The sequence below is a fragment of the Rhizobium sp. SRDI969 genome (genome assembly GCF_025152725.1).
Lineage (GTDB): Bacteria > Pseudomonadota > Alphaproteobacteria > Rhizobiales > Rhizobiaceae > Rhizobium > Rhizobium leguminosarum_I.
This window is the reverse complement of record NZ_CP104035.1, coordinates 3,105,819-3,128,069: the sequence shown is the minus strand read 5'-3', so window position 1 is coordinate 3,128,069 and position 22,251 is coordinate 3,105,819. Positions and strand designations below refer to the sequence as shown.

The following is a 22,251-nucleotide window of genomic DNA, read 5'->3' as shown; positions in this document are numbered from 1 at the left end:
CTACCGGTTATCCGCTTTGAAGCGGGCGAGGCGGGCTTCGATTGCCTGTTCGCGGTGCAACCGGTCGAGTTCGTCCAGTTCGGAACTATGGGCATGCTCGCCAGCGGGAACCCCGGTCAGCCGCGAGACCGCTGCGGCAGCGCGGGCGGCGTCCGGACCCGGTGCCGGCTGGCTTTGGCCGGTAGCGTGCTCGGGATGCCTTGCGATGCTGCGCTTGAAATCGGCAAGGCGAGCATCCGCCTCGCGGCGCGTGGCGAGCACGGCCTGCAGGGCTTTCTGGCCTTCGTCCACCTGTTCCCTGGCATCGGCCAGCGCCTTGTCGAGCGCTGCGATTTGGGATTCGAGATCGATCTGGCGGGCAACGCCGGCCTTTGCCAAGTCATCCCGCTGAGACGAGACGGCGAGGCGGATCTTGGAGTCGAGCGCGTTCATGTCTTCGACGATTTCGTCCCGGCGGCTCTGGATGCGGTATTCCTCCGCGCGAGCCTTGCCGAGATCGGTGCGGGCGTCTTCCGCTGCCGCATCGATCTCGCGGATCGCCTGTTCGATGACGGCGATCTTATTTACGCCTTCCGCCTTGTCGATCGCCGCATTCGCGATACCCGCGATCAGGCGACCCATGCGTGAGAGAATGCCTTCGTTCGTCATGTTTTCCTCCATCGGAGCGGAATTCGGCGTGACGCCGATGTGAATCTCGTAGCGATCCCGGCCCGAAACGAGGTAGGCCGGAAAAATACTCTCCCATCCCCGTGAATAACCCGCGACATCGTAGGGCACGGCAACGCGTCCGTGCACTGTGGCGATCGTCAGGTCCGAGGGCCCTTTGATGGCGAAGAGCTTGTCATCGAGCGGCAGATATGGCGGATCGGCGCTCACGCCGCGATTGGCGGCGAAATCGCGAAGGCCGAGTGTCACCAGCCGTGCTGGCAGGCTTGTCTGCTCGCGGACTGTTTCATAGGCAATCTCATGCAGGACGACGAGATTGGCGCCCGCCCTGTCGTGGATGAGTTCACTGAGGATGTCGATCATCCTCCGATAGGCGGCAACAGTATCGTCCAGCGCCTGCCGGGCAGAATCATCAGGCGCCAGCGTGTAGCGCAGTAGCGATGGGTGGGGTGTCTTGCCTGTGTTCGCCATGAAATAAAACATAAAGCACCGCTTTGGTGCTTTCAAGGTGCAGGGCTAAAAATGCAACCTATGTTTAACATGCAGTTGAAGGAGGAAGGCAGGGTCGATCAACCGAGACATTTCATGAGCTCCGGCTGGCGGCAGTGAAGCGGCGGCAGATCGGCTCCGCTCGCTACCGGGTGGCTGTGTGGGCCTCGCGAATACCGGCGCTGATGCGATTGATGATCGTCCATATGAGAAGTAAAGCCACCACCGCCCAAAGCCACGATGTCCATGCTGCAAACGTCCCACCGACCGCGACAAAGGTGCCGAGCGCGCCGAAAAGCACCGCACGGTCGCTTTTGCCCAGCGGCCCGTCGTAACGCCGGCTTGCGCCGACCGTTTGACCCAGAACGCCGGTAAATTCCGTCAGCGCCGAGAGGAATATGACTGATATCGCCGGCATCAAGCCGTTCGGATCGATGAGCGCGAACGGCAAATACAGGGCGACATCCGACACGACATCACCGATCTCGTTCAGATACGCGCCTAAAATGCTCTTCTGCCCATGTTCGCGCGCCAGCATGCCGTCAATGGCGTTGAGGCCCATGCGCAGGAGAAACCATATAGGCACCAGCAGGAACCAATGCGGAAGCGGGAGGACGCTCAGTAAAAGGCCCAATGCAACCGAGACGGCGGCGGCAACTGAAGTCACCTGATTGGCGGTGACGCCTCGCGCCGCGAGGGAGCGCACGAGAGGGCGAAGAATATTCTGAAACCGGGACTTCAATTGATAAACAGACATGCGACCTCAGTGGAATATCGTGGCGTTTGATCAGTCTATCTCGGCTCGGGCAGTGAAGATCGTCGTAGCTGTGAGGAAGCCCGCACTTTATATCGGTTCACGCATAGGACTTACATTTGCAACTAGACTTTTGCAATGAAAGCAAATCACTGTGCTCGCCAATGGATGAAATCTATCCACCTATCAGAATTGGAGAAGACCGTGCTGCAAACTGCCGATAGCGAGCAACCGTCCTCGACGGCCAGACCAATGCGTGAATCCGAATTCGCTTCGCATGACGGTACTCGACTGTTTTACCGGATGTGGCCCGCGACCGGGGCTTCCCCGAAGGGCGCAGTCATTCTTCTCCATCGCGGCCACGAGCATGGCGGCCGCGTCGCCCATCTCGCCACCGAGCTCGGCCTCGATGATTTTGCCTTCTACGCCTGGGACGCACGCGGCCACGGGCGTTCGCCGGGAGAGCGCGGCTATTCGCCATCCTTTGCGGCCTCGGCGCATGATCTTGATTGCTTCGTTCGCCATGTCAGCGAGACAAGCGGTGTTTCAGTCGAAGACATCGCCGTCATTGCACAGAGCGTCGGCGCGGTTCTGGCCACCACCTGGGTGCACGACTATGCGCCGCCAATCCGTGCGCTCGTGCTGGCCTCCCCAGCCTTCAGCGTCAAACTCTACGTGCCTTTTGCCAAGGAAGGCATTGCGCTCTGGGAAAAGCTCAAGGGGACATTCTTCGTTAACTCCTATGTCAAGGCGAGGTTTCTGACGCATGATCCCGAGCGGATCGCCTCGTATGAATCCGACCCATTGATCTCCCGGCCGATTGCCTCCAACATCCTGTTGCAGCTCTATGAGGCGGCGGCCCGCGTCGTCGGCGACGCCCGCGCCATTACGGTTCCAACCCAAATGCTGATCTCGGGGAGCGACTGGGTGGTGCGACAGGCACCGCAGCACCGGTTCTACGAAAACCTCGGCAGCCGAATCAAGGAACGGCATGTGCTTGCCGGCTTCTACCATGACACGCTTGGCGAAAAGGACCGCGCAATTGCGCTCGCCGAGATCCGCCGTTTTATCGATGCACGTTTCGCCGAGCCTCGGGCGCCTGTCGACCTTCGCACCGCCCATATCCAGGGCTATACCAAGGATGAGGCCGACCGGCTTGCGAGCCCTCTGGATGCCACATCTCCACGCGGCATCTACTGGGCGCTCAGCCGTCTCAACATCAGGCTCGGCGCGCTGGTGTCCGAAGGCATAAAGACCGGGGTCAAGACCGGTTTTGATTCCGGCTCGACGCTCGATTACGTCTACGAGAACAGGCCGCGCGGGCTCGGTCCCGGCGGGCGGTTGATCGACAAGGTGTTCCTCGAGGCGATCGGCTGGCGCGGCATCAGGCAGCGCAAGCTGCATTTGCAGGAACTAATCGACCGCGGGCTGCTGCACCTGAAAGCAGCCGGCCGCAGTACTCATATACTCGACATAGCGGCCGGGCACGGCCGCTATGTCCTTGATGCAATCGAGACCGCTGCCGCGCGTCCCGATAGTGCGCGGTTGCAGGACTATTCCCCGGTTAATGTCGATGCCGGCCGCAACAGCATCGCCGCGCGGGGACTGGGCGATTTCGCCAGTTTCCGCCAGCAGGATGCCTTTGACGGCGAAGGGCTGGCTGCAATCACGCCGGCTCCAGATCTCGCGATTGTCTCCGGCCTTTACGAGCTGTTTTCCGACAATGCGATGATCGCCGCTTCGCTCGGCGGGATGGCCCGCGCGATGCGGCCCGGTGGTCTGCTCGTCTACACCAACCAGCCATGGCATCCGCAACTGGAGATGATCGCCCGAGCCCTGACCTCGCATCGCGGCGGCGAGGCATGGGTGATGCGGCGGCGGACGCAAGAGGAAATGGACCAGTTGGTCGCGACAGCCGGTTTCCGCAAGATCGAACAGCGCATCGACCAGTGGGGCATTTTCACCGTCTCGCTGGCCGAGAGAGTCTGAGGGCAAAGCGTGGAGAAGGCACGTTCAACTTTTTCCCAGACAGCGCTGGTCCCGAAGCGGGCAGCGCTCTGGCTCGCCTTCCTGGCGCCGTTCTTCTATCTGAGCTACGGCGGCGCCAATTGGCTGGCTTCGCAACGCGCTGATGTGCCGAACGTCGCCTTTGTATGGGAAAGCGCCATTCCTTTCCTCGGGTGGACGATCATTCCCTATTGGTCGATCAATCTATTCTATGCACTCTGCCTGTTCATCAACACGACGCCGCGCGATGTGGATAGGCTGGCGAGGCGTTATCTGACGATCCAGATAATAGCCGTCGCCTGCTTTATCGCGTTTCCCCTCGAAGCGACCTTCGTGCGGCCGGCAACGAGCGGCCTGCCTGGTTTCATGTTTGCCGTGCTCGGCGGCTTCGATAAGCCGTTCAACCAGGCGCCGTCGCTGCATATCGCGCTCTTGGTGGTGATCTGGGACCATCTGCGCGGCCGGTTGCCGCGCAAGGCACGGCTCCTCTGGCACCTCTGGTGCTTCCTGATCGGTGCCTCCGTGCTGACGACGTGGCAGCATCACGTCATCGACATACCGACCGGCATGCTGCTCGGCTTTTTTGCCGCCTGGCTTTTTCCGCGGGGTGCCGGTTCGCCTCTTGCGAGTTTTGCGATGAGCGGCGATCCAAAGTCGCGCCGTCTCGGCATCTATTATCTATGTGGTGCCGTCGCATTTCTCGGCCTTGTAGCGCTCTTCACGCCTCTATCGGCGGCAGCGCTGTTGTTGCTCTGGCCGGCTGTTGCGCTGGCGATCGCCGCGCTCGGATATTTCGGCGCCGGCCCGCAGATATTCCAGAAACGCGTCGATGGCCGGGCCACGCTTGCCGGCCGCTGGCTGCTGGCACCTTACCGGCTTGGCGCTCTCATCAATATTCGGCTCTGGACCCGGAAAATGCCGGCTTCTGTGGCGATCGCCGACGGCGTCCATCTCGGTCGTTTTCCGCATCGCCACGAGGCCAACCGTTTTGCCACGGTGATCGACATGACCGGCGAACTTCAGCGCCCGAGCGGGACGCTCGCGCGCTGGTGCAGCTTTCCGACTCTTGATCTTACAGCCCTCGACAAGATCCAGGTGCTCGCCGCGGCAAACCTCATCGAGGTTGCGCGCCAGCAGGGACCGGTTCTCGTCTGCTGTGCGTTGGGCTTCCAACGGAGCGCCTGCGTCATCGTGCGTTGGCTGCTCATCAGCCGACGTTGCGAAGATCCAGCCGAAGCAGTGCGGCTGATCGAACGGGCGGGGCGGCGTGTTCATCTGCCTGCAGAAAGTATCCACGCCGTGACGGAGGGCTTGCAATGACGCAGTGGAATGCCGCGGCCTCGGCGGCTGCGCGAAGTCTCGGCCGCAATTCGATCTGCTGCGGGCTGGTAGCGCTGCTGCCACTGATTGCCGGCCCGATCGCCGTGGGATATCGCGGCTTCGTTCCATCGCTCGGCTGGCTCTTGATGCTCGTTTTCTGCGTGATGGTCCTTGCGCTGGCGGTCCATCTCCTCTTCGATGCGCTGCTGTTTCGCCTTGCGTCGAGCCACGAGACAGAGGCCGCCGGCCTTGCCGCCGTCGACGACCTGTTGTCCCGGATGCAGCTTCGCAAGCCTGGCGGGGCGCCGCCTGGCTTGGAGAGGCGGATTGCTGGGTCGCGCCGCATCGTCTGGCGGCAGCGTTTTGCCCTCGCCATCTGTCTGGTGATTTTCGCGATCCTTCTGTTCGATGCAAGCGACGGCCTGCCGCTATGCTGAATCGCATGCGGTCGATTGCATGATGGCTGGCTCGTGACTCTTCTAAGTTGGCTTCTCAGGCAGGTTTACTGCCGTCCGGCGATGATCGACGAATTCACATCGTTAATGTCGCGCTTGCCGCAGAGCGCCATGGTGATGTCCATCTCCTTGCGGATGATGCCGAGCGCTAGCGACACGCCTTCTTTGCCCCTGGCGCCGAGACCGTAAAGGAAGGGGCGGCCGATATAAGTGCCCTTGGCGCCGAGCGCCACGGCCTTCAGCACGTCCTGGCCGGAGCGGATGCCGCCGTCGAGATGGACCTCGATGCGGTCGCCGACGGCATCGACGATCTTCGGCAGCATGCTGATCGAGGAGGGGGCGCCGTCAAGCTGGCGGCCTCCGTGATTGGAAACGACGATCGCATCGGCGCCGGTGTCGACGGCCGCCTTCGCATCCTCCGGATCGAGTATGCCCTTGATGATCAGCGGGCCGCCCCATTGTTCTTTGATCCAGGCGACATCGGCCCAGGATAGCCGCGGGTCGAACTGCTCGTGCGTCCATGCGGCGAGCGAGGCAATATTGGAGACATTCTTCGCATGGCCGACGATATTGCCGAAGCTGCGGCGCTTGGTCTGCAGCATGTCCAGGCACCAGAAAGGCCGGGTCGCCATCTGCCAGACATGTTTCGCCGTGAATTTCGGCGGCGCCGACAGGCCGTTGCGCAGGTCTTTATGCCGCTGGCCGAGGATCTGCAGATCGGCGGTCAGCACCAGCGCCGAGCATTTGGCGGCCTTGGCGCGGTTGATGAGGTTGAGGACGAAATCCTTGTCCCTCATCACGTAGAGTTGGAACCAGAAAGGGCGCGTCGTCACCGAAGCGACGTCCTCGATCGAGCAGATGCTCATCGTCGAGAGGGTGAAGGGAACGCCGAACTCCTCGGCGGCGCGAGCCGCCAGCATCTCGCCGTCGGCATGCTGCATGCCGGTCAGGCCGGTCGGCGCCAAGGCAACCGGCATCGACACTTTCTGACCGATCATCGTCGTTGCCAGCGTGCGGTTGGTCATATCGACCATCACCCGCTGGCGCAGCTTGATCTGGCTGAAATCGCTCTCGTTCGCCGCGTAGGTCGATTCCGTCCAGGCGCCCGAATCCGCATAGTCGAAAAACATCTTCGGCACACGGCGCTGTGCGAGCTTTTTCAGGTCAGCGATGGTGAGCGGAGCGGCCATGAATTGAACCTTCACATCTGAATGCGGCCATCGGCCATAACATGGATTTGGCGGGAGCGTTATGGGAAATTGGCCGTGCCGGGCTGCTTTCACGGTGCAAATTCGAGAGTAAAAGGGCGTGTCATCGAAGCCCCGCCTTCAACGCAACACCGGCCACATAGGTCTCGGCGATCGCCCGGTCGTCACCCATCGTCTGCAGCAGGAAGAGTTCCTCGGGCAGCGTCTTCACCACTTCCATCTTCAGCGCCATGGCGGGTGTTGCCGTTGCATCGAGAACGACGAGATCGGCCTCGGTGCCGGGTTCCAGCGTGCCGATCCGGTCCGCCAGCGACAGGGCCTCGGCATTGCCACGCGTCATCAGGTAATAGCTTTCCAGCGGGTTCAGCCGTTCGCCGAGCAACTGCTGGATCTTGTAGGCTTCGTCCATCGTCCGCAGCATCGAATAGCTGGAACCGCCGCCGATATCGGTCGCCACGCCGATACGGACCGGTTTTTCACGCCGCGCCAGCGCCTTCATCGGAAACAGGCCGGAGCCGAGGAAGAGGTTGGAGGTCGGGCAATGCACGGCGACGGCGCCGGCCTCGCTCATCGCATCCGCCTCACGCTCGGACAGGTGTATGGCGTGGCCGAAGAGGCTTTTCGGCCCGAGCAGGCCGTAGTGGGCGTAGATGTCGGTATAGTCGAGCGCGTCGGGATAGAGTTCGCAGGTGAATTTGATCTCGTCGTGGTTTTCGGAAAGATGCGTCTGGATGTGCAGGTCGGGGAATTCGCGGGCAAGGGCTGATGTTGCTTCCATCTGCGCCGGTGTCGAGGTGATGGCGAAGCGCGGGGTGATGGCGACGTGATTGCGGCCCTTGCCGTGCCAGTCCGATATCACCTGTCGGGTCTCGTCATAGCCCATCTCGGGCGTGTCGAGCAGGCCCTGCGGGGCATTGCGGTCCATCATTACCTTGCCGCCGACCATGCGCATATTGCGCTTCAGCGCCTCGGCGAAAAAGGCGTCGGCCGAGGTCTTGTGCACGGAGCAATAGGCGACCGCCGTCGTCGTGCCGTGGCGGATCAACTCGTCGTAGAAATGCGTGGCGATCCTTTCGGCATGCGCACTTTCGACGAATCGGCATTCCTCGGGAAAGGTGTAGGTGTTCAGCCATTCGAGCAGGTTGGCCGCATAGGAGGCAATCACCTGCATTTGCGGAAAATGCAGGTGCATGTCGATGAAGCCGGGCATGATCAGATGCGGGCGGTGGTCGATCTCGGCTGCGTCCGCGGCTGCCTTTGCCTTGACGTCGGCAAAGGCGCCGATTGCCGCGATCAGCCCATTCTCGATCAGCAGGCCGCCATCCTCCTCGAAGAGATAGCTTTGGCTGTCGGTAAGGCTTAGCGGCGCGCGATGGAAGGAAAGCAGGCGGCCGCGCAGGAGTGTCGTCGTCATTGTGTCTTGCCTTCGACTGCGCTCTCGAACCAGGCGACGAGCAGCTTGCGTTCATCCGGCGTGATGTCGGTGATGTTGCCGGGCGGCATGGCATGGCTGCGGCCCGCCTGTATATAGATCTCGCGGGCATGGGCGGCGATTTGCGCGTCGTTTTCGAGCATCACGCCCTTCGGCGGCCGCACAATGCCCTCATAGACCGGCTCGGCTGCATGGCACATGGAACAGCGCGTCGAGACCAGTTGCTTGACGGCGGGGAAGTGCGGGTCACCGGCGAATTGCTGGAAGGCAGGCGCGACCGCTGCGGCATCCGTTTCGCCGGTTAGCAGCTTCGGCACAGTCGAAAGCCAAATGATCAGGATGAAAAGGATGACGGTGACGATCCAGGTCCAGGTCGGCCGGCCTTTCCTCGCATGCGTCGTGTTGAACCAGTGGCGGATGGTGACGCCCATCAGGAAGACCAGGGCCGCGATCACCCAATTGAACTGAGTACCGAAGGAGAGCGGATAATGGTTCGACAGCATGAAGAAGATGACGGGCAGCGTCAGGTAGTTATTGTGTAGCGAACGCTGCTTGGCGACCTGCCCGTATTTGGGATCGGGAACCCGTCCGGCGATGAGGTCGGCGACGACGATCTTCTGGTTCGGAATGATGATCATGAAGACGTTGGCCGACATGATCGTCGCGGTGAAGGCGCCGAGATGCAGGAAGGCGGCACGGCCGGTGAAAAGCTGCGTATAGCCCCAGGCCATGAAGACGAGCACGACGTAGAGCACCGCCATCAGTCCCCAGGTGTTCCGCCCAAGCGGCGACTTGCAGAGCAGATCGTAGGCGACCCAGCCGAGGGCAAGCGATGCCAGTGAGATCAGGATCGCGACGGGCGGGCTGATATCGAGCACGTGCCGGTCGATCAGGAAGAGGTCGGCGCCTCCGTAATAAACGATGCACAGCATCAAAAAACCGGAAATCCAGGTGAAATAGCTCTCGTATTTAAACCAGGTCAGGTGCTCCGGCATCTGTGCGGGCGCCACCAGATATTTCTGGATATGATAGAAGCCGCCGCCATGGACCTGCCATTCCTCGCCATAGGCGCCGGCTGGCAGATGTGGGCGCTTCACCAGTCCGAGATCGAGCGCGATGAAATAGAAGGACGATCCGATCCAGGCGATCGCGGTAATGACATGGAACCAACGCGCCGCGAAGGCGAGCCATTCCCATGCTATGGCATATTCATACATCGAGTTCCCCTATCTTCCTCCGACTCGTGACATTGCGGAAATTTTGGCGGGGAGGGAAGAGGAGATTGAAGAACTGCACACGCGCAACGACCGGCGCGGCCAAGGAGCAATGGCAGAATCGCCGCGCCCGTCGAGATCTTCGGCCGTTTTGCCGAAGTTACCGATCGCGGTCGGATCACCGATCTTCTGTCGCGTGCCTAAAAGCTGCCGAGAAGGCTGTGCATTATCTCTGACTTATACTGAATCTGCTAATTCAGCAGATCTTGAACTGCGACGACTCGATTACAGTTATTTTTGCAGGCCGCCGGAATAAAATAAGAACCGTTAGATCATCGGCGGCGCATTCATCGACGGAGAAGATGCCGATGCGCAGTATTCTGACGTGTGTGATGATTGCCTATGCGTCGTTGGCGACGGCTCACGACGCACCCTCGGGGTGGAGTTACGACCCCTATTGTTGTAACGGCGACAGTCATAATGGCGATTGCCAGATGATCCCATCGAAAAGCGTGGCAGTGACGCCAGGCGGATATCGTGTGACGCTGCTGCCGGGCGACCACCGGATGGTCACGCATGCTCATGTCTTCCTGCTGCCGATGACGAAGGCGATGCAATCCGGTGACAACGACTATCATCTCTGTCTGTTCCCGAACGAGGATACGCCGCGCTGTTTCTACGCGCCGGAGATGGGATATTGAAGGCGGGACCGCAGGACCGGACCCAGCTCATGAAACGGGTCCGGCGTGCGATGCTCTAATTTCCGGCTGCCTTCATCTCCTCAAGGATCCAGTTGCGGAAAGCCTTGATCTTCGGCACGTTGCGACGGTTTTCGGGGTAGACGAGCCAGTAGGCCTTGCCGTCGCTGCGGGTCAGTTCGAAGGGCTGATAGAGCCGGCCGAGCGCGATCTCGGCGGCATAGAAGGAAGGATGAAGGATGGCGACGCCATGGCCGGCGATTGCCGCGTCAGCTTCCACTGCCTGCGAGCCGAGCTGGTTGCGCGGGCGCCGATCGAGATCCGTCTCGGTGACGCCTGCTGCCTCGAACCATTGTTTCCACCAGATGTCGCCGGCGTCGAAGAGATCGAACTTCAGAAGATCGCGCGGCTCCCTGATGCCGCCTGCCGTCTCCGCCAGCTTCGGGCTCAGCATCGGCGTGAACTCCAGACCCATCAGCCGGTGCAGCGTCAGCCCCGGCCAGTTGCCGTCGCCCCAGCGGATGCCGACGTCGATCTGCTCGCGGGCGAAGTCGATGATGTCAGAGCTCGCCTGAAAGCGCACCGCGATTGCCGGATGCTTCAAGTGGAAGGAGCCGAGGCGCGGCGCCAGCCATTTCGAGGCGAAGGTATGGGTCGAACTGATCGCGAGCGTGCCTTCGACGCTGTCGCGCGCCGTCGCCATCGCGTCGTGCAGCATGGCAAAGGCTTCGGTCACCTTCGGCGCCAGCCGCTCACCGGTCTCAGTCAGTGCGATCTGGCGGGGACGGCGCAGGAAGAGCGGCTCGCCAACATTCTCCTCCAATAGCTTGATCTGATAGCTGACGGCCGTCTGCGTCATGCCGAGTTCATCGCCTGCCTTGGTAAAACTTCCAAGCCGGGCAGCGGCCTCGAAGACGCGCAGCGCATTCAGCGGGAATTGCTTCGACAGTTTCATGGATAAGTTCTCTTGATGCAGGCAGACGGTCGTTCGATTGGAATTGCAGCATTTTTGGCGGCAAACTGCAACTCATACCATCAATCTATCGAGGTGATCTCATGGACTGCCATGTTATCGAAGAGGGCCGGCCGCAGCAGAGAATCCAGATTTTCCGGCGTCTTGCCGGCTGGCTGGCAAGCGGCGCCGATCGTTTCCGCCGTCTACCTCGGCTCGATCTCAATGCGGCGCCCGATCGCGTCAAGCGCGATCTCGGTTTCCTCGACGGACGCGATCCCTACTACGAAGACGAACGCATGCGGTAGGCGCCGAGCGCCGTCAGGATCTCGGCGGCGGTCATGGCGGCGATCACCTCAGGGCGCTTGTCCCTGACTGCCGCGCCGCCGATCGGCAGCGTCAGCCGCTCCATCCAGCCGAGCTCTCCGCCGCCTTCACGGGAAAGCCAGCTTGCGAAGGTGGCGCGCTTGGTGGCCGAGCCGATCATGCCGGTATAGGCGAGGTCGGTTCTCTGAAGCGCCTCGCGGGCGATGAGGAAATCCAGCGCGTGGTCGTGCGTCAGGATGACGACCGCGCCGCCGGCCGGAATATTCTTCACCAGCGCTTCCGGCATCGGCATGAGCCGCGCCTTCGTCTTGGAAGGCAGGTTGGCGAGTTCCTCCCGCCGCGTCTCGACGACCGTCACCGACAGCGGCAGCGGCGCAAGGGCTGTTGCCAGCGACCGGCCGACATGGCCGGCACCGAAGAGATAGACCTCCGGCAGACGCTCGACCTCACTGGTTAGCCTGGCCTCGATTTCTTCGGCAACCGCCTGCGTCACCCGGCGAAACCGCAACTGTGTGCGCCCACCGCAGCACTGACCGATGTCAGGTCCGAGCGGGATATCCATCTGCGCCATTCCGCCGGTTCCCGCGAGCATGTCCCGCGCATTCGCGATCGCCATGAACTCGAGCTGCCCTCCGCCGATCGTGCCCCATATGGCTTCAGCCGAGACGAGCATGAAGGTGCCGGCCTCACGCGGGGTGGAGCCCTGCGTGCCGGTGATATCGACGAGGATGCAGTCTGGCTGGGCGGCGAGGAAGGGGTAGATGTCGGTCATGGGTGGTTGGCCGATGGGTTCGCGGGTGTGTCACCCCCCTCTGTCCTGCCGGACATCTCCCCCACAAGGGGGGAGATCGGTATGAGGCAGCGGCTTCCCGGAACAGAGAAGTCGTGGCGCAGCGTCGGACTTTCGTGATGTAGCGGCAGGATAGCGAAGCGCAGAGCATTCCGTTTTGCTGATCTCCCCCCTTGTGGGGGAGATGTCCGGCAGGACAGAGGGGGGTATCGCTCACTCCAAGCTTTCTGTCCGTCCTGCTCAACCAACAAACCAGCCGGACGCGTTCGCATCTCTACACCCGCTTCATCCGCTCGACCGCCATCAGCACCCTCTCCGGCGTCGCCGGGGCGTCGAGCCTTGGGCAGACCTTGTAGTTGGCCACACTTGCTACCGCCATCGACAGCGCTTCCAGCACCGAGATCGCCAGCATCAAAGGCGGCTCTCCGACGGCCTTGGAGCGGCCGATGGTGGCCTCAGTGTTCTCGGACCATTCGGCAAGGCGCACGTTGAAGATCTTCGGGCGGTCGGAAGCGAGCGGGATCTTGTAGGTCGAGGGGGCATGGGTGCGCAGCCGGCCCTTGTCGTCCCACCAGAGTTCTTCCGTCGTCAGCCAGCCCAGGCCCTGCACGAAGCCGCCTTCGACCTGGCCCACATCGATCGCCGGGTTCAGCGAGCGGCCGACATCGTGGAGGATGTCGGTGCGGTCGATCAGATATTCGCCGGTCAACGTATCGATCGACACCTCGGTGCAGGAGGCGCCGTAGGCGAAATAATAGAAGGGTGTGCCGCGGCCGGCCTTGCGGTCCCAGTGGATCTTCGGCGTCTTGTAGAAGCCGGCGGCGGAAAGCTGGACGCGGGCGAAATAGGCCTGCTTGATGAAATCGGGGAAGGGGATCTCGATCTCGCCGACGCGCACGCGGTTCGGCAGGAAGGCGACGTCGGCGGCCCCAACATCCCATTTCTCGGCGGCAAAGGCCACCAGCCGTTCCTTGATCTGGCGAGCAGCGTCATAGGCGGCCATGCCGTTCAAGTCCGAGCCGGAGGAGGCGGCAGTGGCCGAAGTGTTCGGCACCTTGGCCGTCGTCGTCGCGGTGATCTTGACGCGGTCGATATCGAGCTGGAAGCTGTCGGCCAGCACCTGCGCCACCTTGGTATAGAGGCCCTGGCCCATTTCGGTGCCGCCATGGTTCAGGTGGATCGAGCCGTCCTGGTAGATGTGGACGAGGGCGCCGGCCTGGTTGAAGGCTGTCATGGTGAAGGAGATGCCGAATTTCACCGGCGTCAGCGCGATGCCCTTTCTGATATAGCGGCTGTCGCGGTTGAAGGCGATGATGGCGTTGCGCCGTGCCTGGTATTCAGCCGTTTCCTCCAGCTCCTCGACGACGCGGGCGATGATATTATCCTCGACCTCCTGGTGGTAGGGGGTGAGGGTGCGTCCGGAGCCCGGCTGGCCGTAGAAATTCAGCTTGCGGACATCAAGCGGATCCTTGCCGACGGCATAGGCGATCTCCTCGATGAAGCGTTCGGCGCCGAGCATGCCCTGCGGCCCGCCGAAGCCGCGAAAGGCGGTGTTGGAGACGGTATGCGTCTTCAGCGGCTTCGAGGTCAGATGCACATGGGGATAGAAATAGCTGGAATCGGCATGGAAGAGGGCACGGTCCGTCACCGGTCCCGAGAGGTCCGAGGAGAAGCCGCAGCGCGCCGCATAGGTCGCGTCGACCGCGTGGATACGGCCTTCGGCGTCGAAGCCGAGCTCATAATCGACGAGGAAATCATGGCGCTTGCCGGTGGCGCTCATATCCTCGTCGCGGTCCGGACGGAATTTGATCGCGCGGCCGAGCTTCTTGGCGGCGATGGCGGCAAGCGCTGCGAACTGATTTCCCTGGGTCTCCTTGCCGCCGAAGCCGCCGCCCATGCGGCGCACGTTGACGGTCACGGCGTTCGAGGGAATATCGAGCACGTGGCCGACAATGTGCTGGATCTCGCTCGGATGCTGCGTCGAGGACCAGACGGTGACCTCGTCGTCCTCGCCGGGGATGGCCACAGCGATATGGCCTTCGAGGTAAAAATGCTCCTGCCCGCCGATGCGCATCTGACCTTTCAGGCGCATGGCGGCATTCGTCATTTCCGTATCAGGCTCGCCGCGCCGCAGCGTCATCGGCGTGATGACGAGCGGGCCGCCATTGGCGAGCGCGCCATCAATGTCGCTCCAATGCGGCAGGTCGCGATAGTCGATCTTTGCCAGCAGTGCGGCACGGCGGGCGGCATCACGCGTCTCGGCGATGACGGCAAAGATCGGCTGGCCATGGAACTGAACCAAAGTTTCGGCCATCAGCGGCTCGTCATGACTGCCGTTGGAGCTGACGTCGTTGACGCCAGGGATGTCCTTGCCGGTGAAGACCCAGACGACGCCGGGATGCGCGGCGACCGCAGAAAGGTCGATGCTGAGGATTTCGGCATGCGCCCGGTCGGAGAGGCCGAGGGCGCCATGCAACAGACCTGCGGGCTCCGGAATATCGTCGATATAATCGGCGGTTCCGGTGACATGCTTATGCGCTGAATCATGCCGCAGCGAGCCGTGCATCGGGCCTGATATGATAAGCTTACGGTCTTCGAAGGTGGACTTATCCATTAGCGCCTCCCTGCCGAAAGGTTGCCCATCGCCGGTGCTCCCGGCGCTCGCGGCCTGATGCCGCTCGCCCCCTCATCCGCCCTACGGGCACCTTCTCCCCGCTGGGGAGAAGAGAGAGGAGCACGTGGTGCTGTCTCAGCGAAAATTCAGCCTTGATGGTTTGGCGCTGGCCCTGCGGCATGTCTCTTCTCCCCAGCGGGGAGAAGGTGCCGGCAGGCGGATGAGCGGGGCGGCTGGCGCTTACGATCGATTTTTTCATCACGCCAACTCCTCGAACCGCTTCAGCTCCGCCGGCGCGCCGACGGTCTCAAGATAGAACCGCGTCAACAGGTTCTTCGCCGTCAGCTGGCGGTATTCCGCCGTGGCACGCCAGTCGGTCAGCGGCTGGTAATCGGCGTCGAAGGCGGGGCGGGCTGCCTCGATCGTCGCTTCCGTCCATGGTTTGCCGATCAGTTCGGCTTCCACCGTGCGGGCGCGTTTCGGCGTCGCCGCCATGCCGCCGAAGGCGATGCGGATGTCGGTGATCATCTCGGCCTCGTCAAGGGTCAACAGGAAAGCGCCGAGCACGGCGGTGATGTCCTCGTCGCGCCGCTTGGTGATCTTGTAGGCGGCAAAGCGGCTTGATCCCGCCGGATAGGGCACGAAGACGCTTTCGACGAATTCGCCGGGTTTCCGGTCCTGCTTGCCATGGGCGATGAAGAAATCCTCGAGCGGCAGCGTGCGCGTGCCGTTTACGGAGCGCAGCGTCAGTGTTGCGCCGAGCGCGATCAGCGGCGGCGGGCTGTCGCCGATCGGCGAGCCGTTGGCGATGTTGCCGCCGATCGTGCCCATGTTGCGCACTTGCTCGCCGCCGATGCGATCGATCAGCCGCCCGAGCGCGGGGATTTTCTTGGAGGTTGCCTCGAAGGCCTTGGTGTAGCTGACGCCGGCGCCGATGGTGATGCCGTCTTCGCCTTCCGTGACCGACTGCAATTCGCTGAGGTGATTGATGAAAACCACCGGGCTCAGCCTGCGCATCTGCTTCGTCACCCAGAGGCCGACATCGGTCGCGCCGGCGACGATGGTCGCGTCGGGTTCCTGCGAAAGGATTCCTGCCAGCGCCTCCATGGAAGCCGGTACGATCAGCCGGTCTTCGCCATTCGTAATGCTGATGGTGCCGCTCGCCTGCATCGCCCAGAGCCGGGCGACGATTTCTGAACGCGTCCGCTGCAATGGATCGAAGAGCGTGCTCGGCCGCATCATGCTTACCTGCTCGGCGGCCCTGACGATCGGCTCATAGCCGGTGCAGCGACAGAGATTGCCTTGCAGTGCCTTTTCGATTTCCTGGCGGCTGGGCTTTTCCTTGGCGAGCCAGAGACCGTAAAGCGACATGACGAAACCAGGGGTACAGAAGCCGCATTGCGAGCCGTGGCAATCGACCAATGCCTGCTGCACCGGATGCAGCGCGCCGTCTCTGCCGGCCAGATTCTCCACCGTCACCACATGCGTAGCGTGTAAGGAGCCCATGAAACGGATACAGGCATTGACCGATTCATAGGTAAGCTTGCCATCGGCCAGCCGGCCGACGAGCACGGTGCAGGCGCCGCAATCGCCTTCCGCGCATCCTTCCTTGGTGCCCGTCAGCCGCCGCTTCAACCGCAGAAAATCGAGAAGCGTCTGGGTTGGCCTGACATCGGTGAGCGTGATGTCCTCGCCATTCAGGATGAAGCGGATACTGTCGTTCATGATATTCCCGGTTGTTTTTCCAATGGTTAAGCCGCTGTCCAGCCACCGTCAATCGAGATGTGCGTTCCGGTCACCTGCCGGGCGGCATCGCTGGCGAGGTAGAGCGACAGTGCGCCTATTTCCTCGGCCTTGACGAATTCATGCGTCGGCTGCGCCTTGAGGATGACCTCGCTCTTCACCTGCTCCTCGGTCATGCCGCGCGCCTTGGCGGTGTCCGGTATCTGTTTCTCGACGAGCGGTGTCAGTACGTAGCCGGGGCAGATGGCGTTCACGGTCACGCCGAATTCGGCAAGCTCCAGCGCCGCCGTCTTCGTCAGGCCTAATATACCATGTTTTGCCGCGACATAGGCGGATTTGAAGGGGGAGGCGACGAGCCCGTGGGCCGAGGCGATGTTGATGATGCGACCGTACTTCTTAGCCTTCATCAACGGGATCGCGGCGCGCAAGGTATGAAAGGAACTCGACAGATTGATCGCGATGATCTGATCCCATTTCTCTATCGGGAAATCCTCGATCTTCTCGACGTGCTGGATGCCGGCATTGTTGACCAGGACATCGACGCCGCCGAAGGTTTTCGCTGCCGTTTCGATCAGGTCAGCGATCTCGGCGGGCTTGGTCATGTCGGCCGGATGGTAGATCGCCCGTCCCTTCGATACTGATTCAAGCCGCCCGACGATCGCCTTGATTTCATCGGCTTTTCCGAAACCGTTGATAACGACGTTGTCGCCCGTTTCGGCGAAGGCAGTGGCGATCGCAAGGCCGATGCCGCTGGTGGAACCGGTGACGACGACTGTTCTGCTCATGCTGTTCTCCCTGAAATCACGATGCTGCGTTGCAGCGTTGGCTGCGAGGTTATGCCCAAAGCCGGCGGGCTGGCAATTCCGCTTTATTCGCTTTTCTCGCCCGCATCCGTGTCCTATTGATTTGTCACGACAATTGACATGCTGAGGGAGGGTTTTCATGAGCGGATATGTTCTGGCGATCGATCAGGGAACGACGTCGACGCGGGCGATCGTCTTCGATGGCGACATGCAGGTCGTCGGCAAGGGCCAGAAAGAATTTACCCAGATCTACCCCCGCTCCGGCTGGGTCGAGCACGATCCCGAGGAAATCTGGGATTCGGTCGTCTCCACCGTCCACATGGCGCTGCGCAATGCCGGGATCGAGGCTAGGGATCTTGCAGCACTCGGCATCACTAATCAGCGCGAGACGGTGGTCGTCTGGGAGCGCGAGACGGGCCGACCGATCCAGAATGCCATCGTCTGGCAGGACCGGCGCACGGCAAGCTATTGCGACAATCTGAAACGGCAGGATCTGGAGCGGCTGTTCACGAAGAAGACCGGCCTTATCCTCGATCCTTATTTTTCCGGTACCAAACTTTCCTGGATGCTTGCAAACGTGAAAGGCGCGCGGGCGCGCGCTGCTCGGGGCGATCTCTGCTTTGGCACGATCGACACCTTTCTGATCTGGCGGCTGACGGGTGGGAAGAGTTTCCTTACCGACGCCACCAATGCCTCGCGCACGCTGATGTACAACATTGCCGAAAACGCCTGGGACGAGGATCTGCTCGATATTCTGAGGGTCCCCGCCGCCATGCTGCCTGAAGTGAAGGATTGCGCCGCCGATTTCGGCACGGTCGATCCTGATATATTCGGTGCTGCTATCCCGATCCTCGGCGTGGCCGGCGACCAGCAGGCGGCAACCATCGGCCAGGCGTGTTTTGCGCCGGGCATGATGAAATCGACTTACGGAACCGGCTGCTTCGCGCTGCTCAACACCGGCGCCGACATGGTGCGTTCCAAAAATCGACTGCTGACCACTATCGCTTATCGCCTGAATGGCGAGACGACCTATGCGCTGGAGGGTTCGATCTTCATCGCAGGTGCTGCCGTGCAATGGCTGCGGGACGGGCTCGGCATCATCGGCAGCGCCGCGGAGACCAACGCGCTTGCCGGAAGGGCAGATCCGACGCAGGAGGTCTATCTCGTGCCCGCCTTCACCGGCCTCGGGGCGCCGCATTGGGATGCCACGGCACGGGGGGCGATCTTCGGGTTGACGCGCAACAGCGGCCCGGCGGAACTCTCCCGGGCGGCGCTGGAAGCTGTCTGCTATCAGACCCGCGACCTGCTCGATGCCATGCAGAAGGACTGGAAGAACGGCACTGACGACACGGTGCTGCGCGTCGACGGCGGCATGGTGGCCTCTAACTGGACGATGCAGCGCCTTGCCGACCTGCTCGATGCGCCGGTCGATCGCCCGGTGATCCTGGAGACGACGGCGTTGGGGGCCGCCTGGCTCGCCGGCAGCCGGGCAGGGGTGTGGCCGGACCGGGACGAATTTTCGGCGATGTGGAAACGGGATCGGCGGTTTGAGCCTGAGATGGACGAGAAGGTGCGGGCGGCAAAGCTCAAGGGTTGGAAGAGCGCGGTCAAACGGACTCTAAGCGAGGGGTAAGAGGCAGGCGGTGCCGCGATATAATTCCGCTCGTTCCCGGGAGATGCCCAGCTATTTCTGGGGCTACTGCGTCGCCGTATTCGGGAACATCACGAATTTCCGGTCAATAATTTTTTGATGCGGCCTGTCGGGTAAGCGGTTACTCCTTCGTCATTCAAAAAGAGGAGTGAGCGATGCTTTATGCAATCCTTTGTTACGCCCATGAGGAAACCGTCTTCGCCTGGACCAAGGAGGAGGAAGCTGCCGTCATGGAGAAACTCTACGCCGTGCAGGAGCCGCTTGCCGCATCCGGCAGGCTCGGCCCTGTCGGACGGCTGATGCCGACGACGGCTGCGACCACGGTGCGCAAGGGCAGGGACGAGCCCTTGGTCATCGATGGGCCTTTTGCGGAAACGAAAGAGGCGCTTCTCGGCTTCTACGTGGTCGACTTCGAAACGCTCGACGAGGCGATCGCCTTCTCGAAGCAGCTTTCATCCGTCAATCCAGGTTCCACCTCTTACGAAATTCGGCCTTTCTATGTCTTCAGGCCCGGAGATGCTTCATCATGACAGACATTGCCTGGATCGACCTCGCGCTTGCCTCTGCCCGCCCGAAGGCGCTCGGCGCGCTGCTGCGCTATTTCCGCAATCTCGATACCGCGGAAGAGGCGTTTCAGGAGGCGTGTCTGAGGGCGATCCGGACATGGCCGGAGAAAGGGCCACCGCGCGATCCCACGGCCTGGCTGATCTTCGTCGGACGAAACAGCGGCATCGATGCGGTGCGCAAGCGGGCGAAGATCCAGGCTTTGCCGGATGAGGACGTCATCTCCGATACCGAGGATGCCGAAAGCGACATCGTCGAGCGGCTGGACGATTCCCATTATCGCGACGATATTCTGCGGCTGCTGTTCATCTGCTGCCATCCCGATCTACCCGCGACCCAGCAGATCGCGCTGGCGCTGCGCATCGTCTCCGGCCTTTCAGTGCCGCAGATCGCACGTGCCTTCCTGGTTTCCGAGAGCGCCATGGAACAGCGCATCACCCGGGCCAAGGCGCGCGTCGCCAGGGCAGGTGTGCCTTTCGAAACACCGAGCCCGCAGGAGAGGGCCGAGCGGCTCTCGATCGTCAGCACGATGATCTACCTGATCTTCAACGAGGGCTACAGCCAGGCGGATCCCAGGCATGAGGCGGCTGCCTTCAGCGACGAAGCGATCCGGCTAGCTCGGTTGATGCTGCATATCTTCCCGTCGGAACCGGAGCTGATGGGGCTGCTTGCACTGATGCTCCTGCAGATCTCGCGCCGGCCGGCGCGCTTCAACGCCGGGGACGAGATCGTGCTGCTCGAAGATCAGGACCGGTCGCTCTGGAACCAACCCTTCATCAACGAGGCTTTAGCGCTGCTCGACAAGGCGCTGCGCCATCGTCAGCCCGCTCCTTATCAGATTCAGGCAGCCATCGCCGCTGTTCATTCCCGCGCAAAACGCGCCGAGGATACAGATTGGGTGGAGATTGATCTGCTCTATCGCGCGCTGGAGCGTCTCCAGCCATCGCCTGTCATAACGCTGAACCGGGCTGTCGTCGTCTCCAAGCTCCAGGGTGCGCAGGATGCGCTCGACCTCATCGATCCGCTTGGCGAAAAACTCGGCGGCTATTTCTACTATCACGGCCTGCGGGGCGGACTGCTGAAGCAGCTTGGCTTGACCAGCCAGGCGCGTGAAGCCTTCGATCGCGCCATTGCGCTCGCCCATTCGGCGGCCGAGGCAGCCCATATCCGCCGGCAGATCGACAAGATGCAGGAAGAGGCCACGCAGCCGGTCGCAAAATAAAATGCGAAAAAGCCGGTGCGTTGTCGGAACGGCGAACTTCGACACGTCCTTGTAACAACCTGACGGGAAACAGGTTTCATTGAAATGGAGAGATGTCGACATGACCGCCAGCACGCAATATGAACTCGTCCTCGTTCGCGAATTCGACGCGCCGCGCGAGAAGATTTATAAAGCATGGACCGATCCCGCCTTGCTGAAGCAGTGGTTCGTGCCGCGTCCCTGGGGTGTGGCGGAAGCAACGCTCGACGTCCGCCCCGGCGGTTCCAACGTCATCGTCATGCATGACCCCGAGGGCAATCAATACCCGAACCGTGGCGTCTATCTCGAAATCGTCGAGAACGAGAAGATCGTCTTCACCGATGCCTATACCAGCGCATGGGTGCCTTCCGAGAAGCCTTTCTTCACGGGCGTGATCCTGCTCGAAGATCTCGGCAAGGGTCGCACGAAATATACAGCCAAGGCGCTGCACTGGCGCGCCGAGGACAAGGAAGCACACGAGAAGATGGGCTTCCACGAAGGATGGGGCAAGGCTGCAGACCAACTGGCGGAGCTGCTGGCGAAGATGTGAACAGTAACGGGGCCGCCTGCGCGGCCCTTTTCGTCATCTGCCGTGTGAAGTCATTCGAGCAATTATTCCGCCGTGGCTTCGAAGTGCTTGATCCAGATTCGAAATCAGCGATCGACTGGTCTCTCCAGGTGCGTTTTGGTATGAGGTGTGACAATCTTCAGCCATGAAGGGCTACGTCTATATCCTCGCGTCGAAACGCAACGGCACGCTCTATACCGGCGTGACGCGCGACCTGGCCGGGCGTCTGCACGAACACCAGAATGAGCTGACACCGGGCTTTACGTCGAGATACAGCGTCAAGACATTGGTGTGGTTCTAGGAGCATGATCTGCTGACCGCTGCGATCACGCGTGAGAAGACGATCAAGAAATGGCCGCGGCAATGGAAGCTCAATCTGATCGAGCGGGAGAATCCCGAATGGGAGGATATTTTGTTTCATCTGTTGGGCTTGTGAGGTGTCTCTCATCGCGCGGACGCGCGACTGCTGGATTCCTGTGACAGGCACAGGAATGAGGGAGCAAGAGGCGCACATCCTGCCACTCATATCCCTTATCATTCAAAGTCTTATTATCAGATGCTAGATTGGGGAAGCAGTTGTTGTGAAGTCCACGATTGCCAAGAACTCCCTCATTCCTGTGCCTGTCACAGGAATCCAGCAGCGCCGTGTCCACGGCGCAAAGACTCTTTGCCATCCTATTGAAGTCCACCCGATGAAGCCTGCCTGAAACACAATGCCGCCTATCGAAATTCTCGAATATTCCGTTCCAGAATTTG

General features: G+C 61.4%; 19 protein-coding genes and 1 pseudogene. 10 read left to right on the top strand and 10 right to left on the bottom strand.

The features are described from left to right. Both N2A41_RS15705 and N2A41_RS15700 read right to left on the bottom strand, forming a co-directional pair. On the bottom strand, window positions 1-1,137 hold the full coding sequence (locus tag N2A41_RS15705; protein WP_222387069.1) for a PspA/IM30 family protein: 1,137 nt from the start codon (window positions 1,135-1,137) through the stop codon (window positions 1-3). A 163-nt stretch (window positions 1,138-1,300) separates the two neighbouring features. Further along, window positions 1,301-1,912 (bottom strand): CDP-alcohol phosphatidyltransferase family protein, encoded by a 612-nt coding sequence (locus N2A41_RS15700; RefSeq protein WP_222387036.1) that lies wholly within the window; start codon window positions 1,910-1,912, stop codon window positions 1,301-1,303. A 201-nt stretch (window positions 1,913-2,113) separates the two neighbouring features. Between N2A41_RS15700 and N2A41_RS15695 the strand changes: the two genes are divergently transcribed. From N2A41_RS15695 to N2A41_RS15685, 3 genes are read left to right on the top strand one after another with little or no spacing between them, the layout of a single operon-like run. Continuing rightward, entirely contained in the window at window positions 2,114-3,898 is a 1,785-nt protein-coding gene (locus N2A41_RS15695; protein WP_260109197.1) for a bifunctional alpha/beta hydrolase/class I SAM-dependent methyltransferase, read from the top strand. 9 nt (window positions 3,899-3,907) lie between these two features. Then, entirely contained in the window at window positions 3,908-5,236 is a 1,329-nt protein-coding gene (locus N2A41_RS15690; protein ID WP_260109196.1) for a phosphatase PAP2/dual specificity phosphatase family protein, read from the top strand. Then, the gene (locus N2A41_RS15685; RefSeq protein WP_222387033.1) at window positions 5,233-5,673 is read left to right on the top strand and encodes a hypothetical protein; all 441 of its coding nucleotides are present in this window, start codon (window positions 5,233-5,235) and stop codon (window positions 5,671-5,673) included. Before N2A41_RS15690 ends, N2A41_RS15685 begins: the two co-directional genes overlap by 4 nt. 65 nt (window positions 5,674-5,738) lie before the next feature. On the opposite strand, the gene N2A41_RS15680 is transcribed toward N2A41_RS15685, so the two are convergent. From N2A41_RS15680 to puuD, 3 genes are all read right to left on the bottom strand, one after another. Next, window positions 5,739-6,881: an alpha-hydroxy acid oxidase gene (locus tag N2A41_RS15680; RefSeq protein ID WP_260109195.1), complete on the bottom strand. Its 1,143-nt coding sequence runs from the start codon at window positions 6,879-6,881 to the stop codon at window positions 5,739-5,741. Window positions 6,882-7,002: 121 nt separating this feature from the next. Then, a complete protein-coding gene (guaD, locus tag N2A41_RS15675; RefSeq protein ID WP_260109194.1) occupies window positions 7,003-8,313 on the bottom strand; it encodes a guanine deaminase in 1,311 nt (436 codons plus the stop codon). Next, a complete protein-coding gene (puuD, locus tag N2A41_RS15670; protein WP_260109193.1) occupies window positions 8,310-9,548 on the bottom strand; it encodes a urate hydroxylase PuuD in 1,239 nt (412 codons plus the stop codon). The genes guaD and puuD overlap by 4 nt, the downstream gene beginning before the upstream one ends. Before the next feature lie 365 nt (window positions 9,549-9,913). Here puuD and N2A41_RS15665 point away from each other — a divergent pair, with 365 nt between their 5' ends. Then, window positions 9,914-10,246, top strand: coding sequence for a hypothetical protein (locus tag N2A41_RS15665; RefSeq protein WP_026154268.1), 333 nt, complete (start codon window positions 9,914-9,916; stop codon window positions 10,244-10,246). A 55-nt stretch (window positions 10,247-10,301) separates the two neighbouring features. On the opposite strand, the gene gcvA is transcribed toward N2A41_RS15665, so the two are convergent. After that, entirely contained in the window at window positions 10,302-11,198 is an 897-nt protein-coding gene (gene gcvA, locus N2A41_RS15660; RefSeq protein ID WP_017965430.1) for a transcriptional regulator GcvA, read from the bottom strand. Between the two features lie 101 nt (window positions 11,199-11,299). Here gcvA and N2A41_RS15655 point away from each other — a divergent pair, with 101 nt between their 5' ends. Next, on the top strand, window positions 11,300-11,503 hold the full coding sequence (locus N2A41_RS15655) for a hypothetical protein (RefSeq protein ID WP_162116461.1): 204 nt from the start codon (window positions 11,300-11,302) through the stop codon (window positions 11,501-11,503). Here the strand turns inward: N2A41_RS15655 and xdhC are convergent. The 4 genes from xdhC to N2A41_RS15635 form a co-directional block, all read right to left on the bottom strand. Then, window positions 11,479-12,294: a xanthine dehydrogenase accessory protein XdhC gene (gene xdhC / locus N2A41_RS15650; protein ID WP_260109192.1), complete on the bottom strand. Its 816-nt coding sequence runs from the start codon at window positions 12,292-12,294 to the stop codon at window positions 11,479-11,481. The two genes, N2A41_RS15655 and xdhC, sit on opposite strands and share 25 nt — an antisense overlap. A 292-nt stretch (window positions 12,295-12,586) precedes the next feature. Further along, window positions 12,587-14,926, bottom strand: a complete 2,340-nt coding sequence (xdhB, locus tag N2A41_RS15645) for a xanthine dehydrogenase molybdopterin binding subunit (RefSeq protein ID WP_260109191.1) — start codon at window positions 14,924-14,926, stop codon at window positions 12,587-12,589. Between the two features lie 258 nt (window positions 14,927-15,184). Then, window positions 15,185-16,651 (bottom strand): xanthine dehydrogenase small subunit, encoded by a 1,467-nt coding sequence (gene xdhA, locus N2A41_RS15640; protein WP_260109190.1) that lies wholly within the window; start codon window positions 16,649-16,651, stop codon window positions 15,185-15,187. 26 nt (window positions 16,652-16,677) lie between these two features. Further along, window positions 16,678-17,454, bottom strand: coding sequence for a 3-hydroxybutyrate dehydrogenase (locus tag N2A41_RS15635; protein ID WP_017965423.1), 777 nt, complete (start codon window positions 17,452-17,454; stop codon window positions 16,678-16,680). 157 nt (window positions 17,455-17,611) lie between these two features. Between N2A41_RS15635 and glpK the strand changes: the two genes are divergently transcribed. From glpK to N2A41_RS15610, 5 genes and pseudogenes are all read left to right on the top strand, one after another. After that, complete coding sequence (gene glpK / locus N2A41_RS15630; RefSeq protein WP_260109189.1) at window positions 17,612-19,105, top strand: glycerol kinase GlpK; 1,494 nt, start codon at window positions 17,612-17,614, stop codon at window positions 19,103-19,105. A gap of 173 nt (window positions 19,106-19,278) precedes the next feature. Then, entirely contained in the window at window positions 19,279-19,653 is a 375-nt protein-coding gene (locus tag N2A41_RS15625; RefSeq protein ID WP_017965421.1) for a YciI family protein, read from the top strand. After that, complete coding sequence (locus N2A41_RS15620) at window positions 19,650-20,909, top strand: RNA polymerase sigma factor (protein ID WP_260109188.1); 1,260 nt, start codon at window positions 19,650-19,652, stop codon at window positions 20,907-20,909. Before N2A41_RS15625 ends, N2A41_RS15620 begins: the two co-directional genes overlap by 4 nt. Before the next feature lie 100 nt (window positions 20,910-21,009). Next, entirely contained in the window at window positions 21,010-21,477 is a 468-nt protein-coding gene (locus tag N2A41_RS15615; protein ID WP_260109187.1) for an SRPBCC family protein, read from the top strand. Between the two features lie 163 nt (window positions 21,478-21,640). Continuing rightward, window positions 21,641-21,931 (top strand): annotated as a pseudogene (locus N2A41_RS15610) (GIY-YIG nuclease family protein). Window positions 21,932-22,251: the final 320 nt, after the last annotated feature.